The organism is Streptomyces wedmorensis (assembly GCF_000716445.1).
GTDB classification, from domain to species: domain Bacteria; phylum Actinomycetota; class Actinomycetes; order Streptomycetales; family Streptomycetaceae; genus Streptomyces; species Streptomyces wedmorensis.
Map to the genome: position 1 here is coordinate 1 of NZ_JNWK01000042.1, position 13,548 is coordinate 13,548.

10 protein-coding genes are annotated in these 13,548 nt (G+C 71.6%); 5 read left to right on the forward strand and 5 right to left on the reverse strand.

Translation table 11 applies throughout. The features are described 5' to 3' along the window. Positions 1-185 precede the first annotated feature (185 nt). Positions 186-1,004, reverse strand: coding sequence for a PaaX family transcriptional regulator (locus OO54_RS28345; RefSeq protein WP_033207916.1), 819 nt, complete (start codon positions 1,002-1,004; stop codon positions 186-188). A 232-nt stretch (positions 1,005-1,236) separates the two neighbouring features. Continuing rightward, a complete protein-coding gene (locus OO54_RS28350; protein ID WP_033207922.1) occupies positions 1,237-2,859 on the reverse strand; it encodes an AMP-binding protein in 1,623 nt (540 codons plus the stop codon). Between the two features lie 186 nt (positions 2,860-3,045). On the opposite strand from OO54_RS28350, the gene OO54_RS28355 reads away from it, so the two are divergent. The 4 genes from OO54_RS28355 to OO54_RS41795 all read left to right on the forward strand — a co-directional run bounded on the left by OO54_RS28355 (position 3,046) and on the right by OO54_RS41795 (position 7,385). Beyond that, the gene (locus OO54_RS28355) at positions 3,046-4,245 is read left to right on the forward strand and encodes an acyl-CoA dehydrogenase family protein (protein ID WP_033207924.1); all 1,200 of its coding nucleotides are present in this window, start codon (positions 3,046-3,048) and stop codon (positions 4,243-4,245) included. Then, complete coding sequence (locus OO54_RS28360) at positions 4,242-4,655, forward strand: RidA family protein (RefSeq protein WP_033207926.1); 414 nt, start codon at positions 4,242-4,244, stop codon at positions 4,653-4,655. The genes OO54_RS28355 and OO54_RS28360 overlap by 4 nt, the downstream gene beginning before the upstream one ends. A gap of 93 nt (positions 4,656-4,748) precedes the next feature. Further along, positions 4,749-6,302 (forward strand): MFS transporter, encoded by a 1,554-nt coding sequence (locus OO54_RS28365; RefSeq protein ID WP_033207928.1) that lies wholly within the window; start codon positions 4,749-4,751, stop codon positions 6,300-6,302. Between the two features lie 90 nt (positions 6,303-6,392). Continuing rightward, a complete protein-coding gene (locus OO54_RS41795) occupies positions 6,393-7,385 on the forward strand; it encodes a hypothetical protein (RefSeq protein ID WP_037944957.1) in 993 nt (330 codons plus the stop codon). Positions 7,386-7,487: 102 nt separating this feature from the next. On the opposite strand, the gene OO54_RS28375 is transcribed toward OO54_RS41795, so the two are convergent. Both OO54_RS28375 and OO54_RS28380 read right to left on the reverse strand, forming a co-directional pair. After that, entirely contained in the window at positions 7,488-9,017 is a 1,530-nt protein-coding gene (locus tag OO54_RS28375; RefSeq protein ID WP_033207930.1) for a helix-turn-helix domain-containing protein, read from the reverse strand. A gap of 96 nt (positions 9,018-9,113) precedes the next feature. Then, positions 9,114-9,470: a VOC family protein gene (locus OO54_RS28380; RefSeq protein ID WP_033208083.1), complete on the reverse strand. Its 357-nt coding sequence runs from the start codon at positions 9,468-9,470 to the stop codon at positions 9,114-9,116. 270 nt (positions 9,471-9,740) lie between these two features. Here OO54_RS28380 and acnA point away from each other — a divergent pair, with 270 nt between their 5' ends. Continuing rightward, positions 9,741-12,458, forward strand: a complete 2,718-nt coding sequence (acnA, locus tag OO54_RS28385; protein ID WP_033207932.1) for an aconitate hydratase AcnA — start codon at positions 9,741-9,743, stop codon at positions 12,456-12,458. A gap of 99 nt (positions 12,459-12,557) precedes the next feature. On the opposite strand, the gene OO54_RS28390 is transcribed toward acnA, so the two are convergent. After that, a complete protein-coding gene (locus tag OO54_RS28390; protein WP_051787247.1) occupies positions 12,558-13,478 on the reverse strand; it encodes an FG-GAP repeat domain-containing protein in 921 nt (306 codons plus the stop codon). Between the last annotated feature and the right edge of the window lie 70 nt (positions 13,479-13,548).

Consider the following 13,548-nt stretch of genomic DNA (forward strand, 5'->3'; position numbering starts at 1 on the left):
CCGGCCCGCCCGGCACGCACGCTCGCCGCACGGCCGAAACGCCCCAGTAGCTCCGCTACGAGGGCGCCCCGGCCGCACGCCGATCGCACGCACCGAACGCCCCGGCCTGATCCGACGCGAATTGTCAGACAGGCCCTAGGGCCCGTCGATCAGGCCGGGCTCGCGGCGGGACTTCCGGACAGGGCCTAGGGGACGACCACCGGCCGTACGAAGTCCGCGCCCCGGTCGCGCAGCAGCTCGTGCAGGGCGGCGAAGACCTCGGCCGAGCGGCGGCCGGGCCAGTCGTCGGGCAGCAGCTCGGCCGGAAGCACGGGGTCGGCGTACGGCAGGCGGCGCCAGGAGTCCAGGGCGAGGAGGTAGTCCCGGTAGGCGTCCTCGGCGCTGCCGGGCTCCGTCCGCCAGGCCCGCAGCACCGGCTCGTGGGCGGCGAGGAACTCCTCGTGGAGGCCGGCGATGGCCGGCAGGTCCCACCAGCGGGCCACCGCCTCGGCCGTCGCCGCGTACCCCAGGTGGTCGCCCCGGAAGAGGTCCACGTACGGGGAGAGCTCGAGCCGTTCCAGGGCGTTGCGGGTCTCGTCGTACAGCCGCGCGGGCGCGACCCAGACCCCCGGCGCCGCCGTGCCGAAGCCCAGCCGGGCGAGCCGGGAGCGCAGCAGGTGGCGCTTGTGCCGCTCGGCCTCGGGCACCGAGAACACCGCCAGGACCCAGCCCTCGGACAGCTTCGGTTCGGTGCGGGCGTAGATCCGGCGGTCGCCGTCGTCCAGGAGCCGCCGGGCGTCGTCCGACAGCGCGTAGCCCGCCGCGCCGTCCGCCGTCCGGCCCGGCAGCAGCAGCCCGCGCCGCTTCAGCCGCGACACCGAGGAACGCACCGAGGGCGCGTCCACCCCGACCACCGCGAGCAGCCGGATGAGCCCGGCCACCGGCATCGGCGAACCGTCGGGCCCACGGCCGTACGCGCCGTAGAGGGAGACGATCAGGGAACGGGGAGTGTGCTGCTCGGCCACGTGATCACTCTAGGGGGTGTCTCGCCGATCGGGCCCGGTCCGCGGCGCCCGCCACCGCCCGGGGCCCGCCCGGCTGCCCGGCCCGGCCCGCCAGGGGCCCGGTGCGAGGGTCCTGGACGGGTCCGCCCGAGGCCCGGTACGGCGGCCGTGCCCGGCCCGCGGCGTCCTTCCCCGCCCAGGGTCCGCCCGGGCGGGCCCCACCGGTCCCGCCCGCCTGGGGCCGGAGTCGCCGTCACGTCTTCTCCCGCAGCCGGAAGCGCTGGAGCTTGCCCGTCGCCGTGCGGGGCAGCGCGTCCAGGAAGACGATCTCCCGGGGCGTCTTGTACGGGGCGAGGCGGGCGCGGACGAAGGCCCGCAGGGCGGCGGCGGTGCTCGCGTCGCGCGGCACCCCGGCCCGTACCACCGTGTACGCCACGACGACCTGCCCGCGCAGGTCGTCGGGGCGGCCCACCACCGCCGTCTCCACCACGTCCGGGTGGTCGAGGAGCACCTCCTCGACCTGCGGGCCGGCGATGTTGTACCCGGCCGAGATGATCATGTCGTCGGCGCGCGAGACGTAGCGGAAGTAGCCGTCGGGCTCACGGACGTACGTGTCGCCCGTCAGGTTCCAGCCGTCCCGCACGTACTCGGCCTGGCGCGGGTCGGCCAGATAGCGGCAGCCCACCGGGCCGCGCACCGCGAGCAGCCCCTCCGTGCCGTCCGGGACGCCCCGGCCGTCCCGGTCCACGATCCTGGCCTGCCAGCCGGGCACCGGGCGGCCGGTGGTGCCCGGGCGGATGTCGCCGTCGGCGGCGGCGATGAAGATGTGCAGCAGCTCGGTCGCGCCGATGCCGTTGATCAGGCGCAGGCCGGTCCGTCCGTACCAGGCCTTCCACGTCGCCTCCGGCAGGTTCTCGCCGGCGGAGACGCAGCGCCGCAGCGAGCCGACGTCCGGGGCGGTGCCGTCGGTCAGCTCGCCGAGCATCACGCGGTAGGCCGTCGGGGCGGTGAAGAGCACCGACACGCGGTGCCGCTCGATCGCCGCGAGCAGCTGCTTGGGGCCGGCCTGGGGGAGCAGGACCGCGCTCGCCCCGGCGCGCAGCGGGAAGACGACGAGTCCACCGAGGCCGAAGGTGAAGGCGAGCGGCGGAGAGCCCGCGAAGACGTCGTCGGGCAGCGGGCGCAGGACGTGCGCGGAGAAGGTGTCGGCGACGGCGAGGACGTCCCGGTGGAAGTGGACGCAGCCCTTGGGACGCCCGGTCGTGCCGGAGGTGAAGGCGATGAGGGCGACGTCGTCGGCGGCCGTCGCCACCGCCTCGTACGGGCCGGGGCGGCGGGCCGCGAGGTCCAGCAGGTCGTCCGGGCCGTCCCCGCCGAAGGGGGTGACGCGGAGGCCGGGGATCCCGGCCCGGAGGAGTTCGTCGAGGACCTGGGCGTCGCAGAGGGCGTGGGTGCAGCGGGCCGCGTCCGCCATCACGGCCAGCTCGGGCGCCCGCTGCTGGGCCAGGACGGTGACGGCGACGCCGCCCGCCTTCATCACGGCGAGCCAGCAGGCCGCCAGCCAGGGGGTGGTGGGGCCGCGCAGCAGCACCCGGTTGCCGGGCCTCACCCGCAGGTCGGAGGTGAGGACGTGGGCGATCCGGTCGACCCGGTCCCTGAGTTCTCCGTAGCTCCAGACCCCGCCCTCGCCGTCGTGGAAGGCGGGCCGGTCCGCGCCGAATCGTTCCACCGTGCGGTCGAGGAGTTCCCTCCCGCAATTGAGCCGTTCGGGGTACGCGAGCTCCGGGAGGTCGAAGAGGAGACGCGGCCACCGGTCCGGCGGCGGCAGCCGATCTCGGGCGAAGGTGTCGAGGTGGGCCGAGGGTGTCAGCTCCATGAGTTCGTCCCCCTGTCGTGGTGGGGTCGCTCAACGCCACACGAGCGTATCGTGTTGGTGACGGCAGTCAACGGTCCGCGACAAGGAAGTCGGACGGTGTGAGACCGCCCCCGCCGGACGGTGCGGGAACGGAAGCGCCGTACGGCACAGGGACGAAGGCGCCCGAGGGCGTCAGGGAGGGCCCACATGCCCGCATTCTCGCTCGAACCGGAACAGACCACCTGGTGTGCGGAGCTCCGCACCCTCGCCGCCGAGCGCCTGAAGCCCCTCGCCGAGAAGGGCGAACCCGGCCGGGTCAACCGCCCCCTCGTCGCCGCCCTGGGGGACCTCGGCCTCCTCGCCCGCCTCTTCGACGCGGGCGCCCTCGAACTCTGCCTGCTGCGCGAATCCCTCGCCCGCACCTGCACCGAGGCCGAGACCGCCCTCGCCCTCCAGGGCCTCGGCAGCCACCCCGTCGCAGCCTTCGGCACCCCCGCCCAGCGCGACCGCTGGCTCCCCGAGGTCGCCGCGGGACGGGCCGTCGCCGCCTTCGCCCTGTCGGAGCCGGGCGCCGGCTCCGACGCCGCCGCCCTCGCCCTCGACGCCGTCCCCGACGGACGCGGCGGCTGGCACCTGCACGGCGAGAAGCGGTGGATCTCCAACGCCCCCGAGGCCGACTTCGCCACCGTCTTCGCCCGCACCACCCCCGGCGCCGGCGCCCGGGGCATCACCGCCTTCCTCGTCCCCGCCGACCGCCCGGGACTCGGCGGCGAGCCCCTCGACATGCTCGCCCCGCACGCCCTCGGCACCCTCACCTTCGACGGCGTCCCCGTCGGCCCCGAGGACCTCCTCGGCGAACCCGACCGCGGCTTCCGGGTCGCCATGAACACCCTCAACCTCTTCCGGCCCAGCGTCGGCGCCTTCGCCGTCGGCATGGCCCAGGCCGCCCTCGACGCCGCCCTCGCCCACACCGCCGCCCGCCCCGCCTTCGGCGGCGTCCTCGCCGACCTCCAGGCCGTCTCGCACCGCGTCGCCGACATGGCCACCCGCACCGAGGCCGCCCGCCTCCTCGTGTACGCCGCGGCCACCGCGTACGACACCGGCGACCCCGACGTGCCCCGCCGCTCCGCCATGGCCAAACTCCTCGCCACCGAGACCGCCCAGTACGTCGTCGACGCCGCCGTCCAGCTCCACGGCGCCGCCGCCCTCCAACGCGGCCACCTCCTCGAACACCTCTACCGAGAAGTCCGCGCCCCCCGCATCTACGAAGGCGCCACCGAAGTCCAACGCACGATCATCGCCAAGGAGCTCTACGCGTCCCGCCGGCGGGACCATGGGGACGGGGTACCCGGCGCCGCACCGCGCCACGCCGCCGCTTCTGGTACCGAGGAGGTCCCGTCCGCATGAGCCTGCACCGGCACAACCCCGCCGAACTCGCGCCGCCCGCCGGGTTCACCCACGCCGTCACCGCGACCGGCACCCGGCTGGTCTTCCTCGCCGGACAGACCTCCCTCGACAGCGAGGGCAAGGTGGTGGGGGAGACCCTGCCCGAGCAGTTCACCACCGCCCTCGGCAACCTCCTCACCGCCCTGCGCCACGCCGGCGGCACCCCGGCCGACCTCGCGCGCGTCACCGTCTACACCACGGACGTCGACGACTACCGCGCCCACGCCCACGAACTCGGCCGCGTCTGGCGCCGGTTGGCGGGCCGCGACTACCCCGCGATGGCGGTCATCGGAGTCGTACGCCTCTGGGACGAGCAGGCGCGCGTGGAGCTGGACGGCTTCGCGGTCCTGGACGAGCCCGCCCCCGCTTGATCAACTGGTCACCCGTGCGGGCCGGGCTTAGTGTCGAAAGGTGGACTGACCGGCCCACGGCTTCACTCACCAGGCGATTACCCGAGGCGCCACATGAGTACACCCAAGCCGACGACACCGGCAGAGACCGCCACTCCCGGCAAGGGCGGAGACGGCAAGGGCATCGCCCTGTTCGTCATCGCGTCCTGTCAGTTGATGGTGGTCCTCGACATCACGATCGTGAACATCGCGCTCCCGCACATCCAGAGCGCGCTGGACTTCTCCACGACCAGCCTGTCCTGGGTCGTCAACGCCTACACGCTCACGTTCGGCGGCCTTCTGCTCCTCGGCGGGCGCGCGGGCGACATCCTCGGGCGCCGCCGCGTGTTCATCTTCGGCGTGCTCCTCTTCGGACTCGCCTCGCTCTTCTGCGGACTGGCCCAGAGCGAGTGGCAACTCCTCGCCGCCCGTGCCCTCCAGGGCGTCGGCGGCGCGATCGCCTCACCGACCTCCCTCTCCCTCATCACCACGACCTTCGACGAAGGCCCGGAACGCAACCGGGCCTTCGGCGTCTTCGCCGGCGTCTCGGCCGGCGGCGGCGCGATCGGCCTGGTCGCCGGCGGCATGCTCGTCCAATGGCTCGACTGGCGCTGGATCTTCTTCGTCAACGTCCCGATCGCCCTCGTCATCGCGCTCCTCACGCCCCGTCACGTCAAGGAGTCCGAGCGGCACCCCGGCCACTTCGACCTCGCCGGCGCGCTGACCTCGACGCTCGGCATGGTGGCGCTGGTGTACGGGTTCATCCGCGCCGCGCAGGAAGGCTGGAGCGACCCCTACACGATCGGCTCGTTCGTCGCGGCGGTCGTCCTCCTGGCCACGTTCATCCTGATCGAGCGCCGCTCCACGCAGCCCATCACACCGCTGCACATGTTCGCCGACCGCAACCGCTCCGGCACCTACGTCATCATGCTCCTGCTGGCGGCCGCGATCTTCGGCATGTTCTTCTTCCTCACCCTGTTCGTCCAACAGGTCCTGGGCTTCAGCCCCTTGGCGACAGGCGTCGCCTTCCTCCCGGTCAGCGCCATCATCGGCGTCGGCGCCGGACTCACGTCCAACCTCCTGCCCCGGTTCGGCCCCAAGCCCTTCATGGTGACCGGCTCCATCCTCGCCGCGGCCGGCCTCTCCTGGCTCACGCTCACCGACGTGAACTCCACCTACCTGGGCAGCATCCTCGGCCCCATCCTCGTCTTCGGCCTCGGCATGGGCCTCATGTTCGTCTCCCTCACCATCATGGCCCTCTCCAACGTCGAGCCCCAGGAATCCGGCGCCGCTTCCGGCCTCCTCAACGCCATGCAGCAGGTGGGCGGTTCACTCGGCCTCTCCATCCTCGTCACCGTCTTCGGCACCGCCAGCCGCAACGAGGCCGAAGTGCAGGTCCCCGTCTTCCTCTCCCAAGCCGGCCCCCTCGAAAAGGCCCGCTTCGCCGAGACCGGCCAACTCCCCCCGCCCTACGCCGACCAGGTCCTCACCTCCGGCGTCTCCGCCGGCTTCGTCACCGCGGCGATCTTCGCCGTGGTGGGCGCCCTCGTCGCCCTCTTCGTGATCCAGGTTCGCCAGTCGGATATCGACCGCCTCAAGGGCGGCGGCGCCATGATCCCGGGCGGCTGAGACGCGGATCACCGCCCTGACCGGTTTGGACGCTCTCCCTCCGCGAAACGGTGATGGCGAAAGCCCGAACACCGAGCGGAAGAAGTCACGTTGAGCGAGAACCAGAGGATCCGGCGGATATCCCTGACGGCGGCGGCCGCGACGGTGGCCGCCGCTGCCGTCTTCCTGGCCTCCGGCACCGGCCTGGCCGGGGGACTCGCCGGAGGCCTCGCCTCTGCCACGGTGGGGGACGACGGCGGCGGCTCGGTGGGAGTGAGCGAGGGTTCGTCGGGCTGGTCCGTCGGGGAGACCAGTGGTGAGAGCACGGACGGCGGCGCCGACAGCGGCACGGCGACCAGCGGCGGCACCGCGACCTCCGGCGGCGCCGAACCGAGCGCCACCCCGACCTGGGACAGCACCAGTGGCTCCGGCACCACCGGCGACACCCTCGGCGGCGTGGCCGACGGCGGCACGTCGTGGGGCGGGTCGGGCGAGACCACAGGCGGTTCCGGTTCGGGCTCCGGCGAGACCTCGGACGGCGGGACCACGGGCGGTTCCGGTTCGGGCTCCGGCGAGACCTCGGACGGCGGGACCACGGGCAGTTCCGGTTCCGGTTCCGGCGAGACCACCGGCGGCGAACCCACGGAAGGCCCGACCGACCCGCCGGGACCCCAGATCCCGTCCACGGCCTCCCCCTGCTGGTCCCCGGACGCGAAGCCCCTCACCGGTACCTTCGTGGCCATGGTGCCCGCCGGCACCCTTCCGACGGGCAACAAGGCGACCTTCGTCGAGCTGAGCTTCGCGCCCACGACGGACCCCGTCACCGGCTCTCCGGCCGACGGCGAGATCATCACCCGCTTCGCCCAGGCCGGCGGTGCCTGGACCACCGCCCAGCCCGTGAAGCTGGAGCTGGAGGCCGACGCCATCAAGGCCTTCAGGCCCGTCGTCACGGGCTCCGCCCTCAAGATGCCGGAGATCCGCCTCACGGCCGTCGCCTGCTGGAACACCACCGTCTCCAGCCTCGGCGGCACCGTCCGCTTCGGCGGCGACGGCGGCAACGGCGGCGCCGAGGTCAAGGTCCCGGTCACCTGGCACCGCTCCTGACCTCCCACCGCACCGGCCCAACCGCCTCCACGCACACCACCGCCCCCTGCCGGCCCGCACACGCGGGCCGGCAGGGGGCGGGTGACACCGAGGCGGAGACGGTCAGATGTCCCGGAAGATCTCGATCTGCGCGCCGATCGAGTTGAGGCGCTCGGCGAGGTCCTCGTAGCCGCGGTTGATGACGTACACGTTGCGGAGGACCGACGTGCCCTCCGCCGCCATCATCGCGAGGAGGACGACCACGGCCGGGCGCAGGGCCGGCGGGCACATCATCTCGGCGGCGCGCCAGCGGGTGGGGCCCTCGACGAGGACGCGGTGGGGGTCGAGGAGTTGGAGGCGGCCGCCGAGGCGGTTGAGGTCGGTGAGGTAGATGGCGCGGTTGTCGTAGACCCAGTCGTGGATGAGGGTCTTGCCCTGGGCGGTGGCGGCGATGGCCGCGAAGAAGGGGACGTTGTCGATGTTGAGGCCCGGGAAGGGCATCGGGTGGATCTTGTCGATCGGCGCCTCCAGCTTGGAGGGGCGGACCGTGAGGTCGACCAGGCGGGTGCGGCCGTTGTCGGCGGCGTACTCCGCCGAGCGGTCGTGGTCGAGGCCCATCTCCTCCAGGACGGCGAGCTCGATCTCCATGAACTCGATCGGGACCCGGCGGATCGTCAGTTCCGACTCGGTGACGACCGCGGCGGCGACCAGGCTCATCGCCTCGACCGGGTCCTCGGAGGGGGAGTAGTCGACGTCGACGTCGATCTGGGCGATGCCGTGCACGGTCAGGGTGGTGGTGCCGATGCCGTCGACCCGGACGCCGAGGGCCTCCAGGAAGAAGCAGAGGTCCTGGACCATGTAGTTGGAGGAGGCGTTGCGGATGACGGTGACGCCGTCGTGCCGGGCGGCCGCCAGGAGCGCGTTCTCCGTGACCGTGTCGCCGCGCTCGGTCAGGACGATCGGGCGGTCGGGGGAGACGGACCGCTCGACCTGCGCGTGGTACAGGTTGTCGGTCGCGGTGACCTCGAGGCCGAAGCGGCGCAGGGCGATCATGTGCGGCTCGATCGTGCGCGTACCGAGGTCGCAGCCGCCGGCGTACGGCAGCTTGAAGCGGTCCATGCGGTGCAGCAGCGGGCCGAGGAACATGATGATGGAACGGGTGCGGATCGCGGCCTCGGCGTCGATGGACTCCATGTCCAGTTCGGCGGGAGGCACGATCTCCAGGTCGACCCCGTCGTTGATCCAGCGGGTGCGGACGCCGATCGAGTTGAGGACCTCCAGGAGCCGGAAGACCTCCTCGATGCGGGCGACGCGGCGCAGGACCGTGCGGCCCTTGTTGAGGAGCGAGGCGCAGAGCAGCGCGACACAGGCGTTCTTGCTCGTCTTGACGTCGATGGCGCCGGAGAGCCGGCGGCGGCCGACGACGCGCAGGTGCATGGGTCCCGCGTAGCCCAGGGACACGATCTCGCTGTCGAGGGCCTCGCCGATCCTGGCGATCATCTCAAGGCTGATGTTCTGGTTGCCGCGCTCGATCCGGTTGACGGCGCTCTGGCTCGTGGCCAGCGCCTCGGCGAGCTGCGTCTGCGTCCAGCCGCGGTGCTGCCGGGCGTCACGGATGAGCTTGCCGATGCGTACGAGGTAGTCGTCTGCCATGGCGTCACGTTATCTCAGATATGAGATGTGACGATCAGTGGGCTGGTGCGTTCGGGTGATGCCCCGTTATGCGGGGGGCGATATGACTGGATTGGGCTAGTCGGGGAGGTTCAGTGCGGTGGGGTGGCGGGGCTCGTACAGCGGTAGCTCCATGCCGCTCGGCAGCCGTACCGCCGCAAGGAGTCCCCACTTCTGGTCGGTGATGGCCCGTGAGATCTCCGCGCCCCGGTCCTCCAGTTCGGTGAGGGTGCGCGTGAGGTCCTCGCACATCAGGTAGACCTCGTGCTTCGGCTCGTCGTCCGTCGGGTGCACCGCGACCTCGGAGGGCGGCAGCTTGAAGATGAGCCAGCCGCCTCCGGCGTCCACGTGCTCGAAGCCGACGACGTCCTTGAGGAAGGCCCGGTCGGCCTCGACGTCCCGGGTGTAGAGAATCACGTGCGCGCCACTGAACATGGATCGATCGTCGACCGGGAGCCCGGCCGGGGCCATCGGACCGCATCCGTTCGGGGGTGGGGCGGGCGTCCGTGCGGATCCGCAGCATGCCAGGCATGACCGTACGGCGGTGATGTACTAGAGTTATCTCGACATCGAGATATCTGCCGAGGCGCACCGCTGCCGCCACCCTGGTAAGGGTTCCCTAACTAAGCCTTACCTTAGCGGATCGACGACGTGTACGTGGCGGCAGGATGTGGTGGAACGCGCACATAAATGAAGGAGACTGTCGTGTCGGCGAACAGCTTCGACGCCCGCAGCACGCTGAGCGTGGGCGACGAGTCGTACGAGATCTTCAAGCTGGACAAGGTCGAGGGCTCCGCGCGCCTCCCTTACAGCCTGAAGGTTCTCCTGGAGAACCTGCTCCGCACCGAGGACGGCGCGAACATCACCGCCGACCACATCCGGGCGCTCGGCAACTGGGACTCCCAGGCCCAGCCGAGCCAGGAGATCCAGTTCACGCCGGCGCGCGTGATCATGCAGGACTTCACCGGTGTCCCCTGTGTCGTCGACCTCGCCACCATGCGTGAGGCCGTCGCGGCGCTCGGCGGCGACCCGGCGAAGATCAACCCGCTCTCCCCGGCCGAGATGGTCATCGACCACTCCGTCATCGCGGACAAGTTCGGCACGAACGACGCCTTCGCGCAGAACGTCGAGCTGGAGTACGGCCGCAACAAGGAGCGCTACCAGTTCCTGCGCTGGGGCCAGACCGCCTTCGACGACTTCAAGGTCGTCCCGCCGGGCACCGGCATCGTCCACCAGGTGAACATCGAGCACCTGGCCCGCACGGTCATGGTCCGCAACGGCCAGGCGTACCCCGACACCCTCGTCGGCACCGACTCGCACACCACCATGGTCAACGGCCTGGGCGTGCTGGGCTGGGGCGTCGGCGGCATCGAGGCCGAGGCCGCGATGCTCGGCCAGCCGGTCTCCATGCTCATCCCGCGCGTCGTCGGCTTCAAGCTGACCGGCGAGCTGCCGGCCGGCACCACCGCCACCGACCTGGTCCTCACGATCACCGAGATGCTGCGCAAGCACGGCGTCGTCGGCAAGTTCGTCGAGTTCTACGGTGAGGGCGTCGCCGCCACCTCCCTCGCGAACCGCGCCACCATCGGCAACATGTCGCCGGAGTTCGGCTCCACCGCCGCGGTCTTCCCGATCGACGACGAGACCCTGAACTACCTCAAGCTCACCGGCCGCTCCGCGCAGCAGGTCGCGCTCGTCGAGGCGTACGCCAAGGAGCAGGGCCTCTGGCTCGACCCGGCCGCCGAGCCCGACTTCTCCGAGAAGCTGGAGCTCGACCTCTCCACGGTCGTCCCCTCCATCGCCGGCCCGAAGCGCCCGCAGGACCGCATCGTCCTCGCGAACGCCGCCGCGCAGTTCGCCCAGGACGTCCGCAACTACGTGGACGAGGTGGACGAGGCGGGCAAGGAGTCCTTCCCGGCCTCCGACGCCCCGGCGAACCACCCCAACGGCGCCCCGTCGAAGCCGGTCACCGTCACCGCCCCCGACGGCTCCACCTACGAGATCGACCACGGCGCCGTCACCGTCGCCGCGATCACCTCCTGCACCAACACGTCGAACCCGTACGTGATGGTCGCCGCCGCGCTCGTCGCGAAGAAGGCCGTGGAGAAGGGCCTGACCCGCAAGCCGTGGGTCAAGACCACCCTCGCCCCGGGCTCGAAGGTCGTCACCGACTACTTCGACAAGGCGGGCCTCACCCCGTACCTCGACAAGGTCGGCTTCAACCTCGTCGGCTACGGCTGCACCACCTGCATCGGCAACTCCGGCCCGCTGCCGGAGGAGGTCTCCAAGGCCGTCAACGAGCACGACCTGGCCGTGACCTCGGTGCTCTCGGGCAACCGCAACTTCGAGGGTCGCATCAACCCCGACGTCAAGATGAACTACCTGGCCTCCCCGCCGCTGGTCGTCGCGTACGCCATCGCGGGCTCCATGAAGGTGGACATCACCAAGGACGCCCTCGGCGTCGACCAGGACGGCAAGCCCGTCTACCTGGCCGACATCTGGCCGACGGAGGCCGAGGTCAACGACGTCGTCGCCAACGCCATCGGCGAGGACATGTTCAACAAGTCCTACCAGGACGTCTTCGCGGGCGACGCCCAGTGGCAGGCGCTGTCGATCCCGACCGGCAACACCTTCGAGTGGGACAACGAGTCCACCTACGTCCGGAAGCCCCCGTACTTCGAGGGCATGACGATGGAGACCACCCCGGTCACCGACATCGTCGGCGCGCGCGTCCTGGCGAAGCTGGGCGACTCGGTCACCACCGACCACATCTCCCCGGCCGGCGCCATCAAGGCCGACACCCCGGCCGGCAAGTACCTCACCGAGCACGGTGTGGAGCGTCGTGACTTCAACTCCTACGGCTCGCGCCGAGGCAACCACGAGGTCATGATCCGCGGCACCTTCGCCAACATCCGCCTGCGCAACCAGATCGCGCCGGGCACCGAGGGCGGCTTCACCCGCGACTTCACCCAGGCCGACGCGCCGGTGTCGTTCATCTACGACGCCTCGCAGAACTACCAGGCCGCCGGCACCCCGCTGGTCATCCTGGGCGGCAAGGAGTACGGCTCCGGCTCGTCCCGCGACTGGGCCGCCAAGGGCACCGCGCTCCTCGGCGTCAAGGCCGTCATCACCGAGTCGTACGAGCGCATCCACCGCTCGAACCTCATCGGCATGGGCGTCCTCCCGCTCCAGTTCCCGGCCGGCCAGTCGGCCGACTCGCTGGGCCTGACCGGTGAGGAGACCTTCTCCATCGCCGGCGTCACCGAGCTGAACGAGGGCACCACGCCCAGCACGGTGAAGGTCACCACCGACACCGGCGTCGAGTTCGACGCGGTCGTCCGCATCGACACCCCCGGCGAGGCGGACTACTACCGCAACGGCGGCATCATGCAGTACGTGCTCCGCAACCTCATCCGCGGCTGACGCCACCGGACAAGGCAGCACGAAGCGGGCCCCGCTCCTCGGAAGAGGAGCGGGGCCCTTTCGGCTTTCCCGACGTGCGCGCCGCGAGGGCGCGGGGGGTCAGGAGAAGATCAGGCGGTACGTGTTCCAGCCCGTCCCGACCTTCACGCGCGGCTTGAACGCCGGGTTGGCGAGACCCGTGCCCGGGTACAGCCACAGCACGCCCTGCGAGTCGCGGGCGACCACGTCGGGCTCACCGTCGTAGTTGACGTCACCGCTGGAGACGAAGGTGTTCAGGCCGTTCCAGCCGTTGCCGGCCTTGACCCGGGGGCCGAGCGGCTTGAGGTAGTTGCCCGTGCCCGGGTACAGCCACAGGTAACCGTTGTTGTCACGGGCCAGGACGTCGTCCTTGCCGTCGCCGGTCATGTCGCCCTTGCCGGTGATCTGGTTGAAGATCCCCCAGCCGGTGCCGATCTGCGTGCGCGGGGCGAGCTTGCCGTTGCCGTACCCGAGGTACAGGTACAGGCGACCCGCGCTGTCGCGCGCCAGCAGGTCCGGGGCGGCCGCGCCACCCAGGTTGCCGGTCGAGACGACCTTGTTGAAGACGCCCCAGCCGGAGCCGAGGGAGACGCCGTCCTGGCCCCACGCGGTGTAGGACAGGCGGCCGCCGGTGACGTCCCAGGCGCCGTCGGTCTCGCCGTCGCCGTTCTGGTCGGCCATGGTCAGCTGGTTGGTGTACTGCCAGCCGCTGCCGACGTACTGACGGCCGCTGAAGCCGCCGGTGCCGTTCGGGAGGTACGCGTACATGTAGCCGTACTTGTCCACACCGCGCAGCTCGCCGTCGGCGACGGCGGAGGCGGAGGAAGCGGCCAGGGTGCCCGCCTTCGGAGCCGCCTTCTGGACGGCCGAGGCCGAACGGGCGGGCTGGGGGGCGTCGGCCGCGACGGCGGCCGTGGTGGTGCCGACGAGGGCCGCCGTTATCGCGGCGACCGTGACACGGGACAGGACGCCCGTGCGGTTCAGGCCAGAAGACTTGGCCACGTAGTACTCCAGTTCCGAGTGGAATAAGGCAGATGCCGCCGCGCGTGCGCCACGAGGGCGGAGGCGGCGG